The organism is Devosia sp. CAU 1758, assembly GCF_054482695.1.
In genome coordinates, this window is record NZ_JBTLRJ010000001.1 from 488,459 (window position 1) to 510,290 (window position 21,832).

A 21,832-nucleotide genomic window follows, 5' to 3' on the forward strand; every position below is an offset into this window, starting at 1 on the left:
GCCACCGCGAAGAGGCAAAGCTGGTTCCGCTCCCGACCTCGTCGCCGATGGGTGCAAGGAGATGAGCGTCTTGACCGATGGTTTGCACAGCGTGGATATCGCAAAGCCCGGACGACCCGCCACACGGCGCCTCGCCATCTGGGTGTCACTGGGCCTGATCTGCCTGGCGGCGATTTCGGCGTTGATGCTGATGCAAGGCATCGACCGGCAATTGCGTGACATCAACCAGACCTATGCCGTGCGCAATGCGGCGCGTGAGCTGACGCATGCGCTCAGCCAGGCCGAGGCCAGCCAGCGCGGCTATCTGCTGACGGCAGACGCGCAATTCCTGCAGCCCTATCGGGAGGCTGTATCCAGTCTCGATCGCCGCGTGGCCGCGCTGATGGAGATGACGGCAGACGACCCCGAACAGGGTGCGCGGGTTGCCAGTATCACGGGCGATATTACCAGCAAGATGGCTGAAATGAACCGCACCGTCGAACTGGTAACCAGCCAGCGTAGCGACGAGGCGCAGACCCTGACAGAAACCGGGATGGGCGCCCGGCTGATGGCGGAAGTCAGCGAGACGCTGGAAGACTTCATTGCCGAGGAAGATATAAAGCTCGCCCGCCGCAACCAGGGGATCGACCAGACCCGGACCGGGCTGGTGGCCGCGCTGATGGGGGCGCTGGCTGCGGCTGTGCTCCTCGCTTCTGCGCTCTTGATGCGGACCCAGAAGCAGGTCAGCGCACTGGCGCAACGTCACCGCGGACTGTTGACTCAGAACGAGGCACTGGAGGCGGAGGTGGCCGAAAGGACCCGCGACATCGAAGAAGCGCGGGCTCATGCCGAACGCGAGCGGCAACGCGTAGAGGCGCTGCTGCAGGACACCAACCACCGGATCGGCAATTCACTGGCGACAGTGTCGTCGCTCCTGGCCCTGCAGATGATGCGCAGCACGTCCGAACCCGTGCGCGATGCCTTGGAGGCGGCACGACTGCGGGTGCATGCGGTGGCGTCGGCGCATCGGCGACTGCGCCTGGGGGATGACCTTGAAACGGCGAGCGCCGATGAGTTCCTGTCCGCGGTGCTTGAGGATATTGCCGAGACTCACGCCGAGGCACGCCGCATTACGGTGCGCGGCGACCTTTCGGCCATCGAGGTCAGCGCGCGCGATGCGACGACCTTAGGTATCCTGGTGGGCGAGCTGGTGACCAATGCTCTAAAATACGCCTTTCCGGGCGACCGGAAGGGTGAGATTGTCGTCATGTTGCGGCGCAATCAGGATGGTGTTCCACAGCTCATAGTGCGGGACGATGGTGTGGGCATGACCGAAGACGAGGCCGCGACCGAACAGGGCCTCGGTTCGGTGATCATCCGGCAACTCTCTGAGCAGTTCGGGGGGCAGCCGGCGTATGGTGTTTCCGAAGGTGGCGGGCTGGAGGTGACGATCCTGTTGCCGCAGCTGCGCGGCGCAGGTCCCTCCAGCAAGGACAATTTGCTTTGAAAACCAGGGCCATTCTCAACAGGGACGGCGGTACGCTCAAGACGATGGACCTAGACGCCTTTTGCACCAGGGCCACGGAGATCTTCAGCGACCAAGGCCATGAACTCGACTGTCGGATCGTCTCGGGGAAATCGGTCGAAGCCGAACTCCAGGCGGCAGCCGATGAGGATGGGGTAGAGGCGGTGCTGGCCGGTGGCGGCGACGGCACGATTTCGGCTGCAGCGGCTATGGCCTTTGCAAGCGGGAAGCCGCTGGGCGTCCTGCCGGCCGGGACTATGAACCTGTTTGCCAGGGCGCTGGGCATGCCGCTCGATCTTGATCAGGCATTGCTGGCCAATGCGCAAGGCACTGTCGCTCGCATCGACATTGCGACGGCCAATGGCCGCCCCTTCGTGCACCAATTTGGAGTGGGCATTCATGCGCGCCTGGTGCGCATCCGCAATGGCATGGTGTATGGCAGCCGGGCAGGCAAGATGCTGGCGAGTATGCGGGCGATCCTCGCGTCTGCCGTAGATCCGCCCAAGTTCGAAGTGGCAATGCATACGGATCGCGGCGACGTGCGTTTCACCGCCTCCGGTGTTGCCGTTTCGAACAATCCGCTTGATGACAGCCCGGTGCCGGTTGCCGAGCGGCTCGATGCCGGGGTGCTGGGTGTCTATGTTGCGAGCAGCGTCACGACCAATGAATTGCTGAACCTGGCGCTCGATGTGATGACCGGCCGGTGGCGGGCCAATCCCGCTGTGAACGAGACCGAAGTGCGGGAGGTTGTCCTACGATTTCCCAAGCGCAAGCGCGGCACCCATGCGGTGCTGGATGGCGAGCTGATTGACCTCGAAAACGAGGTCACCCTGACAATTCATCCCAAAGCGCTCTCGGTCATTCGACCAAACACTATCCGGCAACTTTGAATAAACCGCGCAGAAGTCCCGCGCGGTATTGGGAGACCGTGTCAGGCTCAATCGTCCTTATGGCCTCGCAGTAGGGCATAGGCGGCGAGTGCTGCGACCGGCAGGCCTAGTTTCAGCAAGCCGGGTGATCTCGCCAGTAGCGGCAGGGCGGTAATGGCAGCCGTCGAGATCACTGCACTGGTTTCGTGGGAACGACGACGCTCCGCCAGATGGCGTCGGCGGCTATTCCTGTGCACCAGCGCGGCCAGATAGACCACAAGGGCCAGAGCGAGAAAGACTCCGGCCAGGATAAGGGCAGCCTGAATTGGGCCAACTCTCTCAGCAAGCGTCATGAAGCCTGCCGCAACCAGAAAGGCGACCGCGACCAAGCTAAACAGACCGATCAACCCATAAACCAGCGCGGTGGACTTCACCCGATCTGCGAGATTTTCGACCTCGAGCCCGAAGAGTGACGCCAGGTTTGCAAGCAAACCCATGATCAGTGCCGGGTCAGCAATGCCAGAACGAAGCCGATACCGGCGGCGGCGGCCACTGCGGTTAGAGGCTTTTCGCGGATGGTGTCCTTGAGCTGCTTTTCCATCTCCCCGGCCTGGCCCTGTGCCTCGTCGAGCATCTGCTGACCCTTGGCCTGGAGATGTTTCATCTCGGTGGTCGCCAGGGACCGGGCCTCGCCCACCTTTTCGCCAGTCAGCTTGCCCAGAGTTTCGGTGATGGCCTTCAGGTCATCCTGAAGCTGGGAGACCTGGGCTTCCAGCTCCTGTTCGCGAGTTTTGGTGGCGGCAGTGCGGCCGGCATTGCCGGTCTTGCCACGGGACGGGGCCATATCTGCGGTGGTAGCCATAGGACGCTCCTTGTTTGCTTAGCCGCTTAACGCGGGGGTTCTGCCCAAGTTCCGGGGCACAGTGCGATTGGGACAAAAAGAAGTCCCGACAGGCGCTGCCTGTCGGGACAAAGGGCGCGGACCGAAAAGGGGGGCGACCATCGGTCCGCTGAGGGGCACGTTCCATTGGCGGATACCAGAGGGACCTGGCGTGCCCGTTTCTGACGTTGAGTGCTATACTCGTCCCATGAGGACCAAGATGAGCACCACGACCAGCACGACGCCGAGAATGCCCGAGGGGAAGTAGCCGAAGCCACGCGAATACCCCCAGGTCGGCAGCGCGCCGATGAGCAAAAGAATGAGAATGATGATAAGAATAGTGCCGAGCGTCATAAAACCCTCCTAAACCTCGGATTGCCAGTGCGCCTGTTCGACCCTAGACGAGGGCGACCAGCAGGGCGGTAGCGGTCGCGAGGATCAGCGAAGCTGGCAGGAGGGCCATAGCCACTTCGGCAAAGCGCGGCTGATGGTTCAGCACATCGTCACCCCAATAAGCGGTGGTGGCGCGGGCTGACTTGTCAATCGTCCTGAACTGGGAGTGGTTCATCTTGGGGTCTCCTGCGATCCGGGTTGACCGGACCTTCCTGGCGGTGCCGTACGGCCCGTGGCAAGAAAACGGAGGCGGATGATTTTGGTTCCGTGACGCGTCTTATTCGACTCGAAGCACGTCCACGGACTGCTTGGTTTCGTGCGAGCCATTGGTGCGCAACACCCCGACAATGGGGGAAATATCGACATAGTCGCGGCCATGGCCGATGGAGATGTGATCGGCGCCGGCGATCATGGCATTGGTGGGATCGAACTCGACCCAGCCCACATGCTGGCCGCACCAGGCGCGCACCCAGGCATGCATGGCATCGGCGCCTTCGAGGCGCGGCTTGCCCGGTGGCGGATTGGTGCGCAGGAAGCCCGAGACATAGCCGGCGGGGATGCCGATGCCGCGCAGGCCGGCGATCATGACATGGGCAAAATCCTGGCAGACGCCCCTTTTGAGCGCGAAGGCTTCGGCTGGCCGGGTTTCGACATCGGTGGCCTTGGCGTCGTATTCAAAATCCTTGTGGATCGCCATGCAGAGGGCGGTGGCAATGGAGAGGGTCGAGTGTTCGCCCTCCGTGGCGTCGCGGACATAGTCGGTGATGGCCGGAACGATCTGGATGCGGGGCGAGGCGGCCAGGAAATGCTGCGGGCTGGCGGGCGCAATCGACCAGTATTGCGCGACCTCGCGGGTCAGTTGCGGCAGGGGTGGCGACAGATCGGCCGGCGGGGTCAGATCTTCGACCTGCACGCGGGCGGTCAGACGGATGCTCAGAGTATCATGCGGATCGGTCATGGTGATGGCGGTGACCGAATTGCCGAAGAAATCCAGGTGCCCGCTCTGGCGCGATGGCCCCGGATCGACGGTGAGCGAGGCGGCGATCACCCGCTGCACGCCGGGCACATTAGCCGGGACGACACGAATATGGTGGCGCCCGCCATGCACGGGGGCGTCGTAATCATATTCGAGCGTCATGCGGATATCGTACAACATGGCGTCAGGTGAAATAGGCTGCGGCGATGAGACTGGACAGCATGCCGATGTCCCCGGCCAGGCGTTCGAGTCGCTCGGGCGTCATGTGTGCCGGTTCGGTGATCACCAGATCGGTATGAATCTGCAGGGCCAGTTTGGCGGCAGGCGAATGCTGATCGTCGACGATGCCGCCGGGCAAGGTCTCGACCTGGGCACGCAGTTCGGTCAACTGAAACAGCACCGAGCGCGGATTGAGCGGATCGAGCACGAGCAAGTCGACCACACTCTGGGTGCCGGCGCTGACCGAGTAGCGGCGACGATGCGACATGACGCTATCGCCGATTTCAAGCAGCATCTCGAGAGAACCGTCAGGGGCGTCGGCTGCGGTCAGCCAGGCGGCGGCGCGGGCCATCTGAATGGCGCGCTCCAGCCGACGCCCCAGTTCGAGAAAGCGCCAGCCGGCGAAGCGATACATGTTTTCATGTACCAGACCGGAAAAGCCAGCCAGCTTGCGCAGCAGCACGGTCATGGCGCGGGTCGAGTCGTCGCCGGTACTAATACGGGCGGCAAAGCGCCTGGCGGTCTTCTGCAGGTCGTTCAGCGCCAGCCAGCCATCGGGCGAGAAGCGGTCGCGGATCTGACCGGCGCTGTGCACGGCGCTATCGATGGAGGCGAGGAGACCCTGCGGCATGGCCTCGGATGCGTCGACATCCAGAGTGTCGAGGAAGGCAGCGCAATGGGTCAGGATCGGCAGATCGGGCTTGGAGAGTTCGGCCAGCCGCGCATTATAGGCCCTGAGGATGCGCACCGTGGCTTCGCAGCGCTCGGCATAGCGGCCCAGCCAGATGAGATTGTCGGCGGCGCGGCTGGGCAGGCTGCCTGGCGAATTGCGCAACAGCTTCTGACCCTCGCGCGGCAGGAGCGAGACTGGCTCTACCGGCTTTGAGGAGAGCACCCAAACGTCGGCGGCCTGGCCACCGCGCTGCATGGCCAGCGCAGAGGAGTCGGTGGTGGAGCCAACGCGGGCAAAACCGCCTGGCATGATGGTCCAGCCGCTCTCGGTGCGGGCAGCATAGACGCGCAGGGTGATGGGCCGCGGCTCAAGCCTGCCATCGACATATATGGGGGCAGTGGAGAGCCGCACCGGTTCCTGGCCGACATAGCTTCCGCCCTGTGCGGCAATGCGGGTCTTGAGCTCGGATTTTTGCGCTGGCGTCATGCTGGCGCCCAGCGCGGTGCCGCGCAGATCGTCAAAAGGCAGGGCGGTCGAGAAGGCGGGGCCGATCATCAGGCCATTGAAATTGTCGAGCACGAATTCGCGCTCGGCGCCCTGGCCGCACCACCAGGTGGCGATTTCGGGCAGTTCGAGGCCGGTGCCGAGCAGGTGCTTGCAGAGGCGCGGCATGAAGGCGGCGAGGGCGCGGGTTTCGAGAATGCCGGTGCCCAGCGCGTTGATCATGGAGATCGAGCCACCGCGCAGCGCGTCGACCATGCCCGGTGTGCCGATATGGCTGTCATAGCGCAATTCGAGTGGATCGGCGAAGCTGGCGTCGAGCCGCCGCCACAGCACGCTGACCGGCTTGAGGCCGGCCACGGTGCGAACCATGACCTGGCCATCCTCGACCACGAGGTCCTCGCCTTCGAGCAGCATCAGCCCCAGATAGCGGGCGATATAGGCGTGCTCGAAATAGGTCTCGTTGAGCTGGCCGGGGGTGAGAATGCCGACGCGGCCACCATCGCGTCGGGCCTGGGCAAAGAGCGTGTCGCGGAACCCGCGGAAGAAGCCGGCGAGCCGGTTTATGTTTAGGTCCGAATAGATGTCTGAAAGGGCCCGCGTGGTGGCGACGCGGTTTTCGAGCGCAAAGCCGGCGCCCGAAGGCGCCTGGGTCCGGTCGCCCAGTACCCACCAGGCCCCATCGGGGCCGCGGCCCAGCTCGAAGGCGCAGAAGTGCAGATAATGGCCGCTGACCGGGCGAATGCCGACCATGGGGCGCAGGAATTCGCCATTCTGAGCGATCAATTCGGGCGGCAGCAGGCCTTCCTGCACCAGGGTATTGTCGCCGTAGATGTCGGCAACGATGGCTTCGAGCAGTTCGGCGCGCTGGGTCAGGCCGCTTGAAATCTGCACCCAATCGTCTTCGTCGATGAGCAGCGGGACGTGGGCCAGCGGCCAGGCGCGTTCCTTGCCCTCGGCGCCATCGTATTTGCGATAGAACACCCCGGCGTCGCGCAGATATTGGTCGGCACGCTCAAAGCGAGCGGCGAGTTCAATCGGCCCCAGCGCATCGAAAGCCGACATGAGCTTGTCCCAGCCGGGCCTGATGGCGCCGGACGGGTCGATCATCTCGTCCGGCACGCCGGGCAGCAGCTGGTAGCCAGCGACAATGCTGGGCCCGGCCGGGGGCTTGCCGCGGGTCTGGTGATTCCGCGAAGTCATGGGTTACGTGAACCGTGGCGGCCGCCGAAGGTCAAGCGTCAGCGGGAATTCATCCGCAGGCTTTTCCGAGCGGAGGGGGTAGGCGCCGGGCGTATAATTGTGTGGAACGAAGCGGGCGAGGCGGCGGGCCTCGGCCTCGTTGCCATTGACCGGGAAGGTTTCGTAATTGCGCCCGCCCGGATGGGCGACGTGGTAGGTGCAGCCACCAATGGCCCGACCGGTCCAGGTGTCATAGATGTCAAAGACCAGCGGGGCATGGACCGGAATGGCGGGGTGCATGCCCGAGGCCGGCTGCCAGGCCTTGAAGCGGACACCGGCGGTGGAGATGCCGCTGGTTCTCGTAGGCTTGAGCGGAACCGGGCGCTGGTTGCAGGTGACGATGTAGCGGGCGGGATTGTCGCTTTCGAGCCGCACTTCAAGGCGTTCCACCGAGGAATCCACGAAGCGCACCGTGCCGCCAATGGCGCCCTGTTCGCCCATGACGTGCCAAGGTTCAAGGGCCTGGTGCAGTTCGAGCTTCACGCCATCGACGCTAACTTCGCCGCAGAAGGGAAAGCGGAATTCGCGCTGGGCGGCGAACCATTCGGGCTCGAAATCGAAGCCATGGTCCCTCAGGTCGGCCAGCACGCCGAGGAAATCCTGCCAGACGAAGAAGGACAGCATGAACCTGTCATGCAGGGCCGTGCCCCAGCGGGTGAAATCGCCGACAAGGGGCTTGGCCCAATAGCGGGCGATGAGGGCGCGGACCAGCAATTGCTGGGCCAGGCTCATGCGGGCATTAGGAGGCATTTCGAAGCCGCGGAATTCGACCAGGCCCAGCCGGCCCGTGGGGCCATCGGGGGAATAGAGCTTGTCGATGCAGATCTCGGCGCGGTGGGTATTGCCGGTGACGTCGACGAGCAGGTTGCGGAAGAGGCGATCGGTCAGCCAGGGCAAGGGCGGGGCGCCTTCGCCGGGCAGGGGCACCTGGGCCATGGCAATCTCGAGTTCGTAGAGACTGTCATGGCGCGCTTCGTCGAGGCGCGGCGCCTGGCTGGTGGGGCCGATGAACATGCCCGAGAAGAGGAAACTCATCGAAGGGTGGCGCTGCCAATGCAGCACCAGGGACTTCAAGAGGTCCGGCCGGCGAAGGAAGGGGCTGTCATGGGGCGTGGCGCCGCCGACCACGACGTGGTTGCCGCCGCCGGTGCCCACATGCTTGCCATCGATCATGAACTTGTCGGCGCCCAACCGGCAGAGGCGGGCTTCCTCATAGACGGCCTGGGTGGTGGCGACGCAATCGTCCCAGCTCGACGCGGGGTGGATATTGACCTCGATGACGCCCGGATCGGGGGCGACGCGGATGACGTTGAGGCGCGGATCGTGCGGAGGGCCATAGCCTTCGAGATGGATGGGCTGGCCGATCTCCTTTGCCGCTGCCTCGGCCGCAGCGACGAGTTCGAGGAAATCTTCGAGCTTTTCGACCGGCGGCAGGAAGACGCAAAGCCGGTGTTCGCGCACTTCGGCAGTCACGGCAGTGCGGACCTCGCCCTCGATCTCGCTGATGACCTGTTCGGTGATGTCCTGCTGTTCGGTCGCGGCGGTGAAGCCGGCGGCGGCCTGCGCGCGCGGATCGGTTTCGAGCCCGGTCTTCTGACGCGCCAGGACTTCCTCGGGATCGGGCAGGGGTGCGCGCGGCGCGCCGGGGTCCATGGGGACCACATGCGGATATTCGGTGGGTTTCAGATGTTTGAGCGAACTGAGCGGCAGACGATAGCCCGCCGGGCTGTCGCCGGGGGCAAGGAACAGCTTGCCCCGACGCGTCTTCCACTTTTCGGTCAGCCAGGGACTGGAGGCCTGGGCGTTCCAGCGCTGCACCGGCAGCACATAGCCGGTGGGATTGGTCAGGCCCCGTTCGAACACCTTGGCGATGCGCGAGCGGGCTTCCGGGTCCGCCAGCTCGGAATTGGCCGGATCGACATTGGCTGGCAGATTGGCTTCCTTGAGCAGCCATTCGCCGGGATCTTCATAGGCCTCGTCGATGGTGTCGCCGGTCAGGCCCAGATTGCGAGCAAAGGCATCAAGGAATTTCTTCGCGTCCTCATGGGTCGCGGTGGTCTTGACGCCTTCGCGGGCGACGAGTTTTTCGTCCTTCCACACAGGCTTGCCGTCGATGCGCCAATAGAGCGAGAAGGTCCAGCGCGGCAGGGTTTCCCCCGGATACCACTTGCCCTGACCGTGATGCAGCATGCCATTAGGGGCGAAGCGGGCGCGCAGGCGGCGGATGAGATCGTCGGCCAGGGCGCGCTTGGTCGGGCCAACTGCCCCAGCATTCCACTCGTCGGCCTCGAAATCATCGATGGAAACGAAGGTTGGTTCGCCGCCCATGGTGAGGCGGACGTCATTGTCGACCAGAACGGAATCGACCTTTTTGCCCAGGGCGTTGAGCCGCTCCCAGCTTTCGTCCGAAAAGGGTTTGGTGATGCGCGGATGTTCGGCCACGCGCGTCACCTTCATGTCGAAGGCGAAATCGACCTCGGCAAAGGAGGCAAAGCCCGATATGGGCGCGGCATTCCGGTAATGCGGAGTGGCGGCCAGCGGCACATGGCTCTCGCCGGTGAGCAGGCCGGAGGTTGGGTCAAGGCCGATCCAGCCGGCGCCGGGGAGATAGACTTCGCACCAGGCATGGAGATCGGTAAAATCGTGATCGGTGCCGGCGGGGCCATCGAGCGAGACGAGGTCAGGCTTCAACTGGATCAAATAGCCGGAGACAAAGCGAGCAGCCAGGCCAAGATGGCGCAGGATATTGACCAGCAGCCAGCTTGAATCCCGGCACGAGCCCCGGCCATTGCTCAGGGTTTCTTCGGGTGTCCAGACGCCGGGTTCAAGGCGGACGATATAATCGACAATGGTCTGCAAGTGCGCATTGAGATCGGTGACGAAGGTCACCGTGTTGTGCGGGGTGCGGTCGATACTGTCGAGGAACTGCTGGAGCAGCGGGCCGGCCGGCTCTGGCTGCATGTAGATGGACAGATCGGCGCGCACATCCTCGGGGTATTGAAACGGCCAGGTCTCGGCGCTTTCTTCGACGAAGAAATCGAACGGGTTGTAAACCGTCATGTCGGCGATGAGATCGACTTCGATCTTGAGCTCGGTCACCGGCTCGGGAAAGACGAAGCGCGTCAGGAAATTGCCATAGGGGTCCTGCTGCACATTGACGAAGTGCAGGGACGGACTGACCCGCAGGGAGTGGCTGAGCACCTTGGTGCGCGAATGGGGCGCGGGCTGCAGGCGAATGATCTGCGGCTGCAAGGTGACCGGGCGGTCATATTTGTAGTGGGTCAGATGATAGATGGCGGCTTTGATCGACATGCAGTTTTGTCGCTCGCTTTAAGGCCACGGAATTCGACTTCCCGGAAAAGAGCTTAGCGGGGATTGGGAGAGAAGGATAGGCGGAGGCTAAGCACAAAGCCCCTGTCTGCAGGAAATGTCCGATGCCTGTGCGCCCCTGCACCTTGGAGGTGCAATGGTTCGCGTTGCCTTGGCACATGTGCCTGGGGCATGGGGGAGGCAAGCAGTCGAGGAAAAGACCATGACCGAAGCCTTCCCATTAGCCGCCCTGCATGCGTTGACCCCCAATCTGAGGGTGGATGACGTCGAGGAAAGCCTGTCCTTCTACCGGAATTTAGGGTTCGTGCTGGTTCAGAGAGTGCCTGCGACCGGGCAGGCTATTTGGGCCCATGTCAAAAGCGGCGGCGTGCGGTTGATGTTCCAGAGTCGCGAGACACTGGAAGAAGAGTTTCCGCTGCTGGCCAGGCATGCAGATGGCGGTGCGCTGACGCTGTGGATACAGGCAGACGATATTGCCGCCCGTTTTGCTCGCGTCGAAGGCATGCCGTGCGTGCTCAAGCCCCTGGGTCGGACCGAGTATAACGGCGCCACAGAGTTCGTGCTGACAGACCCCGATGGGTTCATCCTGCATTTCTCGGATTTGAAACTGACGACCGCCTGAACCGCCTTCGGCTCATTCCAGCGCATCGATGGCCTGACGCTGCCTGAGCATTTCAAGGAAAATGGCGTAGTCGCGATCAAACTGAGGGCGGGCCGCCGGGTCTGATGCGCGCGAGGTGCCGCCCTGCTGCATGGCGAGGCAGGCCTGGTCGAGGCTGGGGTGGAGCCCGGCGGCATTGGCGGCGACCATGGCCATGCCGAGAAGGGTCGCGTCAGGGGTCGAGGGTTGGACAACAGTGCAGCCGGTGGCATCGGCATAGAGTTCCATCAGCAGCGGATTGCGGGTGTGGCCGCCGGTGATGTGGAGCGTATCGATGGAATAGCCCCTGGTGTTGAGGGTTTCGAGGATGTGCCGGACGCCGAGCGCGATGGAGACGCAGGTGCGCCAGTAGAGCCGGCACAGCGAGTCGAAATCGCTGTCCAGCGTCAGGCCGGAGATGACGCCGCGGGCAAAGGGGTCGCCCAGCGGCGAGCGGTTGCCGTGGAAATCGGGGAGCACATGCAGGCGGTCGGCCAGGGCCAGGCCTTCGGTGGCGCGCAGTTCCATGACGCGGCGGCAGATGGCGACGTGCTTTTCGCGGGTCGGCTCGCCCCCTGCGCCATGCCAGCGGATGATATGGTCGAGCAGGGCGCCGGTGGCGGACTGGCCGCCCTCGTTGAGCCAGACGCCGGGCAGGACGGCACCGAAATAGGGGCCCCAGACGCCATTGGTCGGGCGATCCTCGGCCGAGAGGGCCATGACGCAGCTGGAGGTGCCGGCGATCAAGGCCAGGTGGCGGTCGATGGTGTCGACATCGGCCGTGAAGGCGCCGAGCACACCCAAGGCGCCGGCATGGGCGTCGATGAGGCCGGCGCCGACACGGCAGGACGTGGAGAGACCAAGCTGATTGGCCGCGTCCCCGGTCAGCGGGCCGAGATCGGCGCCCACGGGGCTGGCAATCTTGGGCAGGGCGGCTTTTTCGATGAGGTCCTCCAGGCCGACCCGAGCGAGAAAGTCGTGCCGCCATTTCTCTTCGGCGTGACCCAGATAGGTCCATTTGCAGGTGAGGGTCGACTGCGAACGGGCCAGCGAGCCGGTGGCCTTCCAGGAGAGGAAGTCGGCCAGGTCGAACATCTGGCCGGCGCGGGCCCAGCTCCGGGGCAGATGGCGCTTGAGCCACATGAGCTTGGGCACTTCCATTTCCGGCGACATGACACCGCCGGCATAGTGCAGCACTTCATGGCCGGTGCGGGTGCATTCGTCGGCCTCCTCAAGGGCGCGGTGATCGAGCCAGACAATGGTGTCCCAGCGGTCCTGGCCGTCGCTGGCCACGGTGACCGGCGCGCCATTGGCATCGCGGACCACGAGGGAGCAGGTGGCGTCAAAGCCGATGCCGACGACATCGGCAGGAGCGGCCCTGGACGCGACAATGGCCTCGCGCACGGCGGCGCAGACGGCCGCCCAGATATCCTCGCTGTCGTGTTCGGCGAAGTTGGCGTCGGTGCGCCGCATGGCTATGGGGTTTTCGGAGCGGCCCAGAAGGCGGCCGTCGGGCGTGAAGACGCCGGCCCGGGCACTGCCTGTTCCAACGTCGACTCCCACCAGGAGGTTTTGCGACACGCCGCCCTCTCTCTTTGGTCCGCGCGGACCATACTGGAGCTAGAGCGTGCCTGCCAAGTAGCGTTCGAGCGTTGCGGCGGTGCCGATGGACCAGAGCGTGGTCAGGGCATGGGCAAAGGCCGACTTGAACGTCAGGGAATGTCCGAGTTCGCCATAGATGTCGGCCATATCCAGCCAGGCGGGAGGATTGTCCCGGGCCAGTCGCGCCTGCGCGGCGAGGCGAGGCCAGCTGGGGTCGTTGGGTTCGATCACGGCGCCGCTGTCGGTAGTGCCGAAGCAGTAGCGACACCAGAGGGCCGAGACCAGCGCCAGCCCAGTGATGCCTTCGCCGCTTCGGACCCGGTCGAGGGCGGAGGGAATGATGAATTTGGGCTGCCGGTTGGAGCCGTCCAGCGCCAGGCGCCGGACCGTGTCGCCGATCTTGGGATTGGCGAAGCGCCGCTCGCAGAGCGTGAAATAGTCGTTGAGATCGGTATCGGGCACGGGCGGAACGACCGGGATGATCTCGTCGGTCTCGACTTTCCTGAGGAAGGCGGCGACCAGGGGATGCTCCATGGCTTCGTGGACGAAGTGGATGTCCATCAGGCCGGCCGGATAGGCGATGGTGGCATGACCGCCATTGAGGATGCGGATTTTCATGTGTTCATAAGGGGCGACGTCGGGCACGAACTGCACGCCGACCTTCTCCAGCGCCGGGCGGCCGGCGGGGAAATTGTCTTCCAGTACCCATTGCCGGAAACTTTCGCAGAAGACCGGCCAGGCGTCGTCAATGCCGAAATTATCGGCCAAGAGGTTCTTCTCGCGGTCCGAGGTGGCGGGCGTGATGCGATCGACCATGCCATTAGGGAAGGCGACCGAGGACTTGACCCACGCGGCCAGGGCCGGATCGATGAGGGCGGCAAGTCCGGCGACGGCGTTCTCGGTGACGTGGCCATTGCCCGGAATATTGTCGCAGCTCATAACCGTGAAGGGCTGCACACCGGCATCGCGGCGCCTGACGAGGCCGGCGAGGATTAGACCGAAGGCGGTTTTCGGCGCATGGAAATGGGCGGCGTCATGGGCGATGTCGGGATGCGTGGGATCGAATTGCTGGCTCGCCGGATCGATATAGTAGCCGCCCTCGGTGATGGTAAGGGAGACGATGCGGATGGCGGGATCGGCGAGGCGGGCAATTATGGCCGTCGCATTGCCGGGCTTGAGATAGTCAATCATGGCGCCGGTGACATGGGCGGCGCTGTGGTCGGCCTCCTGTTCGACCACAGAGGTGAGCCAGTCCTGGCCCATGAGCTTTTGCCGCATAGCCTCATCGGCCTCGCGCACGCCGGCGCCAATAAGGGCCCAGTCATGGCCCTCGCCCAGGTTGAACAGGGCATCGAGATAGACGGCCTGATGGGCGCGGTGAAAATTGCCGACGCCGAAATGGACAATGCCCGGGGTGAGATCGGCGCGGGTGTATTGTGGTGTCGCCACGCCGGTCAGGGCGGGCAATGTGGCGAGGGAGAGCTTGGTGGTCATGGGGCTATTCCGAAAGACCTCATGGTGAGGTGCGAGCAAGTCGAGCCTCGAACCACGAGGTCGCTGAGTGGAGGTTTCGGCGCCTGCCGCCCTCGTGGTTCGAGGCTTCGCGGTGCAAAGCACCTCACCATGAGGGCTTCCGGGGCATTTGCCATCTAGAGCGCCAATCCGCCGGCGTCGAAGCGGTAGATGCGGTTGGGGTCGGGCGTGAGCCAGACCTTGTCGCCATGGGCAAAGGTCTGATCGCCATCGGTGCGGATGGTCATCAGTCCCAGGCCCTCAACCTCGACATGGAGGAAGGTGTCGGAGCCCAATTGTTCGGCAACATTGACCTTGCCGGCCCATTGACCGGCGCCCTGGGTGGTGGAGAGGGTAAAGTGCTCGGGGCGGACGCCGATGGAATGGGCCTTGTGCTTTTCGGCCTCGGGACCATCGACGAAGTTCATCTTGGGCGAACCGATGAAGCCGGCGACGAAGCGGTTGGCCGGGCGCTTGTAGAGCTCGAGCGGGGAGCCGAACTGTTCGACATTGCCCGCGTTCAGCACCACGATGCGGTCGGCCATGGTCATGGCCTCGACCTGGTCATGGGTCACGTAGATCATCGTGGTCTTCAATTGCTGGTGCAGCTCGGTGATTTCGAGGCGCATGTTGACGCGCAGCGCGGCGTCGAGATTGGACAGGGGCTCGTCGAAGAGGAAGGCCTTGGGTTCGCGCACGATGGCGCGGCCGATGGCGACACGCTGACGCTGGCCGCCGGAAAGGGCGCGCGGACGGCGGTCGAGATAAGAGCCGAGGTTCAAAGTACGGGCGGCGTATTCGACCTTCTTGTCAATCTCGGCCTGCGGCGCCTTTGCCATCTTGAGAGGGAAGGCAATGTTGTCCCGCACGCTCATATGGGGATAGAGCGCATAGGACTGGAACACCATGGCCAGACCCCGGCGGGCGGGCGGCGCCTTGGTCATATCCTCGCCATCGAGCAGGATGGTGCCGCCGCTGGTGTCTTCCAGCCCGGCGATCAGGCGCAGCAGGGTGGACTTGCCGCAGCCGGACGGGCCGACGAAGACGACGAACTCACCGTCCTTTATCTCGAGCGAGATGTCCGGAATGATCTGAACTTCGCCGAAGGACTTCTTGACGTGTTCGAGGGTAATGGAGCCCATTTTTTGGTGTCCTTATTTCACTGCGCCAAAGGTCAGGCCTCGGACCAGCTGTTTCTGGCTGAACCAGCCAAGCAGCAGGATGGGGGCGATCGCGAGCAGCGAGGCGGCGGAGAGTTTTGCAAGGAACAGGCCCTGCGGCGATGAGAAGGAGGAAATGAAGGCCGTCAACGTACCGGCGCGGCCCGAGGTGAGGGTGATGGTCCAGAAGGCCTCGTTCCAGGCGAGGATGACGTTGAGCAGCAGGGTCGAGGCGATGCCGGGCACGGCCATGGGGACGAGGACATGGACGATCTCGTTCCAGAGCTCGGCGCCGTCCATGCGGGCGGCTTCGAGGATGTCGACCGGGATTTCCTTGAAGTAGGTGTAGAGCATCCAGATGATGATCGGCAGGTTGATCAGCGTCATGATGATGGTCAGGCCATGCACGGTATCGAGCAGGCGCAGGTCGCGGAAGATCAAATAGATCGGGATCAAGACGCCCACCGCCGGCATCATCTTGGTGGAGAGCATCCACATCAGGATGTCCTTGGTGCGCCTGGTCGGCGCAAAGGCCATGGACCAGGCCGCGGGGATGGCGATGACAAGACCCAAAAGGGTCGAGCCGACCGAGACCAGGATCGAGTTCCAGGCGTGCTTGAAATAGTCTGATCGGTCCTGCACATCGACGAAATTCTCGAGCGTAAAGGTCTGCGGCAGGAAGGTTGGCGGGGTGGCGATAGCCTCGGCCTCGGTCTTGAACGCGGTGACGATGGTCCACAGGATCGGCGAGAAAAGTAGCAGGGCGACGGCCCAGGCCAGGATGGTGAAGCCGATTTTGGTCTGGACGGTTGCGGTGCGGGCCATGGTGAACTCCTCAAGCGTCCAGGTTCTTGCCGACGGCGCGCATCAGGAAGATGGCGACAATGTTGGCGATGATGACGGCGACCACGCCGCCGGCGGAACCGGCGCCGATGTCATTGCTGAGTATGCCGGTGCGGAAGACGAGGAAGGCGATATTGGTCGAGGCATAGCCCGGGCCGCCGCCGGTGGTGACGCGGATCTCGGCGAAGATGCCGAGGAGGAAGATGGTCTGGATCAGGATCACGATGGTGATCGCGCGGGCCATGTGCGGCAGTATGATGTAGCGGAAGCGGTTGATGGCCTTGGCGCCGTCCATTTCCGCGGCCTCGCGCTGTTCCTCGGAGAGCGACTGGAGCGCTGTCAGCAGGATGAGCGTGGCGAAGGGCAGCCATTGCCAGGCGACGATGACGATGACCGAGAAGAGCGGATATTGCGCGAACCAGTCGACGGGCTGGAGGCCGAAGAATTTCCACACATGCCCGAGCATGCCGTAGCCGGGATGCATGAAACCGTTCTTCCAGATCAGCGCCGCCACCGGGGGCATGACGAAGAAGGGCGAGATGACAAGGATGCGCAGGATGCCCTGGCCCCAGATGGGCTGGTCGAGCAGCAGCGCGAGGAAAGTGCCGCCGATGACGGTGATCAGCAGCACGCCGCCGACCAGCAGCAGGGTATTGACCAGGGCCTGGGTGAAACTGGGATCACCGATGACGTAGGAGTAGTTCCCCCAGCCGGCAAAGCCGGTCATCATCGGGTTGATGAGGCTGTAGTTCTGGAACGAGAACCACAGGGTCATGGCCAGCGGTACGGCCATCCAGATGAGCAGCACGATGACGGCAGGAGCCATCATTACGCGCGCCAGGGTGCGGGTCTGCCGGGTCGCCATCCATTCCTCCCAGGGCCGTTTGTCGGGTCCGGTTCGTCCAGACCGCCGGTCCTCACCGGATGGTCACGAGGTGGCCATCGGATCAGGTCCGCGCGCAACGGAATTCGTCTGAAGGGTTGGAGCCGTCCGGCGTCCCGAGGGGGCGATTTGCCGGGCGGCTCCGGTTCGGGACGCGATGCAAGGGAGGACGAGGGGTTCCGTGCATGGTCCGGAATTTGGCGGCCGGGAGGAGACGATCCGGCCGCCGGGTTTTGGAGGAGCCTACTTGATATAACCGGCGCGGGTCATGTCGCGGGTGGTGGCGTCCTGGGCCTGGGCCAGGGCGTCATCGGCCGACATCTGACCGGCCAGAGCCGCCGAGAAGAGCTGGCCGACATTGGTGGCGATACCGGCAAATTCGGGGATGGCCACGAATTGCACGCCGACATAGGGCACGGGCTGGACCGTCGGCTGGGTCGGGTCAGCCGCGTAGATGGAGCCCAGGGTCATGTCCGCGAAGGGGGCGGCAGCCTGGTATTCCGGGTTCTCGTAGAGCGAGATGCGGGTGCCCGGGGGCACATTGGCCCAGCCTTCCTCGGCGGCGACCATGGCGAGGTAATCCTTGCTGGTTGCCCAGTTGATGAACCGCTCGGCCGCATCGGGATTCTGCGAGGAGGCCGGGATGGCCAGCGACCAGGCCCAGAGCCAGTTGCCGCGCTTGCCCAGGCCATTGTCGGGCGCCAGGGCAAAGCCGACCTTGTCGGCAACGGTGGAGTCAGCGGGGTTGGTGACAAAGGAGGCCGCCACTGTCGCGTCGATCCACATGCCGCATTTGCCCTGCTGGAAGAGGGTCAGGTTCTCGTTGAAGCCATTGGAGGAGGCACCGGCGGGACCGGCATCGGCCATCAGGGAGAGGTAGGTGTCGAGGGTCGCCTTCCATTCCGGGCTGTCAAACTGGGGCTTCCAGTCTTCATCGAACCAGCGGGCGCCGAAGGAATTGGACATGGCGGTGAGGAAGGCCATGTTTTCGCCCCAGCCGGCCTTGCCGCGCAGGCAGATGCCGTTGATGTCATTGGCGCGGTCGGTCACGGCGCGGGCGGCCTCGCCGATGAATTCCCAGGTGGGAGCTTCCGGCATTTCAAGGCCCGCGGCTTCCATCAGGTCGGTGCGATACATGATGAAGGAGCTCTCGCCATAGAAGGGTGCGGCATAGAGCTTGCCATCGACCGAGAGGCCGCCACGGATCGGAGGCAGCAGGTCGTCGATGTCATATTCGGCGTCGGCGGCCAGACCGTCGAGGGGCTTGAGCCAGCCCTGGCCGGCCCAGATCGGCGCTTCATAGGTGCCGATGGTCATGATGTCGTACTGGCCGCCATTGGTGGCGATGTCGGTGGTGACGTTCTGGCGCAGCGTGTTTTCTTCCAGAACCACCCAGTTCAGCTCGATGCCGGTTTCTTCGGTGAAGGCGCCGGACAGGCCCTGCATGCGGATCATGTCGCCATTGTTCACGGTGGCAATGGTGAGCGTCTGCGCAGAAGCGGTGCCGACGAGGGCGAGCATGAAGGCGCCCGCGTAAAGGGGTGTCAGTTTCATCTATATCCTCCCAGATACCGAAGCGGGCATTTGCTTCGGATGTGAGCAAATGTTCACAAACTGTGTACGCGAGTCAAGCGCGGTTTTTCGCGATTGGCTGGCGTACGTGCTTCATTGCAGGCATTTCGAGGTCCGGAAATGGACCTCAAAATGCCCTGGGCACTTGGAAAAAATGCTGACTAATGCTCGAAAATGGGGGCTTTGAACTCAGGTGAGTTCCTGGGCCAGGCCCAGCAGCAGGCCCTCGGGGCCGCGGATATAGCAGAGCCTGTAGACGTCCTGATAGTTGACGACCTCGCCGACCAGCTGGGCGCCACGCGCTGCCAGCCGTTCCAGCGTTTCGTCCAGATCGTCCACCGTGAACATGACGCGCAGATAGCCCAGGGCATTGACCGGGGCGGTGCGGTGATCGGCGATGACCTGCGGGGCAAGAAAGCGGGAAAGTTCAAGCCGGCTGTGGCCATCGGGCGTGCGCATCATGGCGATCTCGACCTGCTGGTTGCCCAGGCCAGTGACCCGTCCGGCCCATTCGCCTTCGATCATGGCGCGGCCTTCGAGGGTCAGGCCGAGTTCGCAGAAGAACTCGATCGCCCGGTCGAGGTCTTCGACGACGATCCCGACATTGTCCATGCGCTTGAGCGCCATAGGCCAGTCTCCTTGTGCGGGGCTGGGCGCGGCGAATCCGCGCCCATTCAGTCGGGGCGCTAGTAGTTGACGCCACCGGCGATTTCGCGGATCTCGAGAATGATGTCCGACAGTCCGTTGTCGATGTGCAGTTGCAGGAACTCGCCGGCCAGCGCCGTTGCGGCATTGAGATCGGTAGCCTCGAAGACGGCGTAGCCGCCAAGCACTTCCTTGGCTTCGGCAAAGGGGCCGTCGGTGACCACGGCTTCGCCAGTCCGGCCGATCAGGCGCTTGCCCTGGCTGGCGGGCGTGAGGCCACCGGTCGAGACCAGGGCGCCAGAGGCGAGGTTCTTTTCCATCCATGGTCCCATGGCGTCCATCAGGCCCTGGGGCACCTGTTCGGGCTTGAGGTCGGCGGGCGGGATGATGCTCATGAAATAGCGCATAGAAAATTCCTCCTGATTGATCGTGTGCCTTGAAGTCGTTTCGCTGACATGACGATTGATCCCGTTCCGGATCGACATGGCGCGGCCGGTTTTTTCAATGTGGCCACTGCCGCACGCGATTGGCGGGCGGACAGCCCTCAGCCCAGCAGCAGTTCGGCGGTGCGCTCGTCGGTGATCAGTCCATTGGCGAGGCGCCTGGTGAGGGCAGCGCGGATGGCGGCGCCCTTGGCGGGGCCCATGGCCAGGGCGATGACGAGACCATTTTCGCGGCTGGGAATGGGGGCCGAGGCGACGCGCTCATTGGTGAGGCCATCGACCAGCCGCCCCTCGGCGTCAAAGGCCCAGCCGCAGATCTCGCCGACAGCACCGGCCTTTTGCAGGGCCTTGTGCTCGGCTTCGGTGATGAAGCCATCGAGCAGCAGGGGCGCGTCGGGGCCCAGATGGCCGATGCCGACAAAGGTGGTGTTGGCGCGCGCCGCCAGAGCGAGCGTTGAGGCAATCATGGGCTGGTTATGCAGCAGTTCGCGCTCGCGGGCGGAGGAGGCAATGACCGGCAGGGGCATGGGAAAGCTGCGGGCTTTGACCGTATCGGCCACGTTGAAGATGACGTTGTAAAAGGCGGCCGAGCCGTCGGGCGCGATATTGCCGGTGAGCGAGACGACCTTGTGGTGCGGGCAGTCCATGGGCTGGAGCTGCTCGATGGCGGCCTTGAGCGTACGACCGGTGCCGATGGCCATGACCAGAGGCTCTGGCGCACGCAGGCAGCGCTCGATTTCGGCGGCTCCGGCCTCGGCCACGCCGATGGTGGTGGAGGCGCTGCCGGGGTCGGATGGAACGACCTCGCAATGATCAAGCCCATAGCGGGTGCGCAGGCGCTCGGCGAGATCCAGGCAGTGCCCGATGGGGTGGTCGAGCCTTACCTTGATCAGGCCCTCGCTGACCGAAAGGGAGACAAGGCGCTGCGCGGACTGGCGCGAAATGCCCATCTTGGCGGCGATTTCTTCCTGCGTGTTGCCGGCTACGTAGTAGAGCCAGCCCGCCCGGGCGGCATCGTCCAGCCGGGTCGCATTATTATCGGTTCGCGCAGCCATCGGCCCCTCGTGGTGATGTTGCCGCGATTATTGCGATACAGCGGCAAGCCGCAAGGGTGATTACCGCGCGCGGGGACGGGCGGGGCGATCGGCCATGCTGGAGAGCGCATTGCGGATGTCGCGCTCCGTATCCTTGAGGTGGAGGCGCATGGCCTCGCCTGCAGCGCGGCCATTGCCGTCTTTGATGCAGTCGAGAATGCGCTCGTGGAGGGCGAGGGTGTCAAACAGGGTATGACCGCGATTGGCATGCCCGCGCCGGCTGATCTGGATGCCCTGACGCAGGGGCACGGCCATGGCTTCGAACAGATAGCCCATGATGCGGTTGCCGCTGGCAAGAGCGACGGCTTCGTGGAAGCCGACATCGAAATCGTGGAAGCGCCGGTCGGCTTCCGGGTCATTTGCCATGGCGGCGGTTGCATTGTCGCGCATGCCTTGCAGGGCGCTTTCGATGGCCGCGATGGCGGCGCGGCTGGCGCGCTTGGCCGCCAGGGTGGCGCATTGAACCTCCAATGACAGACGTACCTCAACCAGATCAAAAAGACCTTTGGAATCGTTGTGCAGCATGGATGTCAGGAAGTCGGCAAAGGCGGCGCCATCCGGCTCACGCACGACGGCGCGGCGGCCACGCGCCAGATCAAGCAGGCCGCGGCCCGCAAGGAGCTTGACAGCCTCGCGAATGGTCAGCCGGCTCACGGCAAAGCGGCCGGCTAGTTCAGCCTCGCTGGGCAGGCTGGCGCCGGGTGCCAGCTCGGTCAGGATTTCGTTGGCCAGATCATCGGCGACCGTGTTGGCGGCGCTCGGCTGATCAGGCCGGATTTCTCCGGTCCTAATGGTTCATCCTCCCTAAAGGTATCTGATACCTTTAAACTGTTGTGGGTAATTATTTGACC

Annotated in this window: 20 protein-coding genes; 3 read left to right on the plus strand and 17 right to left on the minus strand. The window is 63.9% G+C overall.

Annotation, left to right across the window (positions count from 1 at the left end):
- Positions 1–70 precede the first annotated feature (70 nt).
- Positions 71–1,486 carry a sensor histidine kinase gene (locus tag ACXYMS_RS02370; protein ID WP_458903420.1) on the plus strand — a complete coding sequence of 472 codons (1,416 nt, stop codon included), beginning with the start codon at positions 71–73 and terminating at the stop codon, positions 1,484–1,486.
- On the plus strand, positions 1,483–2,394 hold the full coding sequence (locus ACXYMS_RS02375; RefSeq protein WP_458903421.1) for a diacylglycerol/lipid kinase family protein: 912 nt from the start codon (positions 1,483–1,485) through the stop codon (positions 2,392–2,394). The genes ACXYMS_RS02370 and ACXYMS_RS02375 overlap by 4 nt, the downstream gene beginning before the upstream one ends.
- 47 nt (positions 2,395–2,441) lie before the next feature.
- Here ACXYMS_RS02375 and ACXYMS_RS02380 read toward each other — a convergent pair whose 3' ends face one another.
- The 7 genes from ACXYMS_RS02380 to ACXYMS_RS02410 form a co-directional block, all read right to left on the minus strand.
- A complete protein-coding gene (locus ACXYMS_RS02380; RefSeq protein ID WP_458903422.1) occupies positions 2,442–2,870 on the minus strand; it encodes a hypothetical protein in 429 nt (142 codons plus the stop codon).
- A gap of 2 nt (positions 2,871–2,872) precedes the next feature.
- The gene (locus ACXYMS_RS02385) at positions 2,873–3,235 is read right to left on the minus strand and encodes a DUF883 family protein (protein WP_458903423.1); all 363 of its coding nucleotides are present in this window, start codon (positions 3,233–3,235) and stop codon (positions 2,873–2,875) included.
- A gap of 213 nt (positions 3,236–3,448) precedes the next feature.
- Positions 3,449–3,607 carry a DUF3309 family protein gene (locus ACXYMS_RS02390; RefSeq protein ID WP_458903424.1) on the minus strand — a complete coding sequence of 53 codons (159 nt, stop codon included), beginning with the start codon at positions 3,605–3,607 and terminating at the stop codon, positions 3,449–3,451.
- A gap of 43 nt (positions 3,608–3,650) precedes the next feature.
- Positions 3,651–3,821 carry a hypothetical protein gene (locus ACXYMS_RS02395; RefSeq protein ID WP_458903425.1) on the minus strand — a complete coding sequence of 57 codons (171 nt, stop codon included), beginning with the start codon at positions 3,819–3,821 and terminating at the stop codon, positions 3,651–3,653.
- A 102-nt stretch (positions 3,822–3,923) separates the two neighbouring features.
- Entirely contained in the window at positions 3,924–4,802 is an 879-nt protein-coding gene (locus tag ACXYMS_RS02400; RefSeq protein WP_458903426.1) for a transglutaminase family protein, read from the minus strand.
- Between the two features lie 4 nt (positions 4,803–4,806).
- A complete protein-coding gene (locus ACXYMS_RS02405) occupies positions 4,807–7,218 on the minus strand; it encodes a circularly permuted type 2 ATP-grasp protein (RefSeq protein WP_458903427.1) in 2,412 nt (803 codons plus the stop codon).
- A 3-nt stretch (positions 7,219–7,221) separates the two neighbouring features.
- Entirely contained in the window at positions 7,222–10,569 is a 3,348-nt protein-coding gene (locus ACXYMS_RS02410; protein WP_458903428.1) for a transglutaminase family protein, read from the minus strand.
- Positions 10,570–10,789: 220 nt separating this feature from the next.
- Here ACXYMS_RS02410 and ACXYMS_RS02415 point away from each other — a divergent pair, with 220 nt between their 5' ends.
- The gene (locus ACXYMS_RS02415; protein ID WP_458903429.1) at positions 10,790–11,209 is read left to right on the plus strand and encodes a VOC family protein; all 420 of its coding nucleotides are present in this window, start codon (positions 10,790–10,792) and stop codon (positions 11,207–11,209) included.
- A 12-nt stretch (positions 11,210–11,221) separates the two neighbouring features.
- On the opposite strand, the gene ACXYMS_RS02420 is transcribed toward ACXYMS_RS02415, so the two are convergent.
- From ACXYMS_RS02420 to ACXYMS_RS02465, 10 genes are all read right to left on the minus strand, one after another.
- Entirely contained in the window at positions 11,222–12,808 is a 1,587-nt protein-coding gene (locus ACXYMS_RS02420) for an FGGY-family carbohydrate kinase (protein ID WP_458903430.1), read from the minus strand.
- Between the two features lie 39 nt (positions 12,809–12,847).
- Entirely contained in the window at positions 12,848–14,323 is a 1,476-nt protein-coding gene (locus ACXYMS_RS02425; protein ID WP_458903431.1) for a mannitol dehydrogenase family protein, read from the minus strand.
- A 155-nt stretch (positions 14,324–14,478) separates the two neighbouring features.
- Positions 14,479–15,483 (minus strand): ABC transporter ATP-binding protein, encoded by a 1,005-nt coding sequence (locus ACXYMS_RS02430; RefSeq protein ID WP_458903432.1) that lies wholly within the window; start codon positions 15,481–15,483, stop codon positions 14,479–14,481.
- A 12-nt stretch (positions 15,484–15,495) separates the two neighbouring features.
- Positions 15,496–16,326, minus strand: coding sequence for a carbohydrate ABC transporter permease (locus ACXYMS_RS02435; protein WP_458903433.1), 831 nt, complete (start codon positions 16,324–16,326; stop codon positions 15,496–15,498).
- A gap of 10 nt (positions 16,327–16,336) precedes the next feature.
- On the minus strand, positions 16,337–17,209 hold the full coding sequence (locus ACXYMS_RS02440; protein WP_458903434.1) for a carbohydrate ABC transporter permease: 873 nt from the start codon (positions 17,207–17,209) through the stop codon (positions 16,337–16,339).
- A 261-nt stretch (positions 17,210–17,470) separates the two neighbouring features.
- Positions 17,471–18,781 (minus strand): ABC transporter substrate-binding protein, encoded by a 1,311-nt coding sequence (locus tag ACXYMS_RS02445; protein WP_458903435.1) that lies wholly within the window; start codon positions 18,779–18,781, stop codon positions 17,471–17,473.
- 207 nt (positions 18,782–18,988) lie between these two features.
- The gene (locus ACXYMS_RS02450) at positions 18,989–19,426 is read right to left on the minus strand and encodes a VOC family protein (RefSeq protein ID WP_458903436.1); all 438 of its coding nucleotides are present in this window, start codon (positions 19,424–19,426) and stop codon (positions 18,989–18,991) included.
- 59 nt (positions 19,427–19,485) lie between these two features.
- Positions 19,486–19,851: a YciI family protein gene (locus ACXYMS_RS02455; RefSeq protein ID WP_458903437.1), complete on the minus strand. Its 366-nt coding sequence runs from the start codon at positions 19,849–19,851 to the stop codon at positions 19,486–19,488.
- 137 nt (positions 19,852–19,988) lie between these two features.
- Positions 19,989–20,942 (minus strand): sugar-binding transcriptional regulator, encoded by a 954-nt coding sequence (locus ACXYMS_RS02460; RefSeq protein WP_458903438.1) that lies wholly within the window; start codon positions 20,940–20,942, stop codon positions 19,989–19,991.
- A gap of 60 nt (positions 20,943–21,002) precedes the next feature.
- Positions 21,003–21,773 carry a FadR/GntR family transcriptional regulator gene (locus ACXYMS_RS02465; RefSeq protein ID WP_458904582.1) on the minus strand — a complete coding sequence of 257 codons (771 nt, stop codon included), beginning with the start codon at positions 21,771–21,773 and terminating at the stop codon, positions 21,003–21,005.
- Positions 21,774–21,832: the final 59 nt, after the last annotated feature.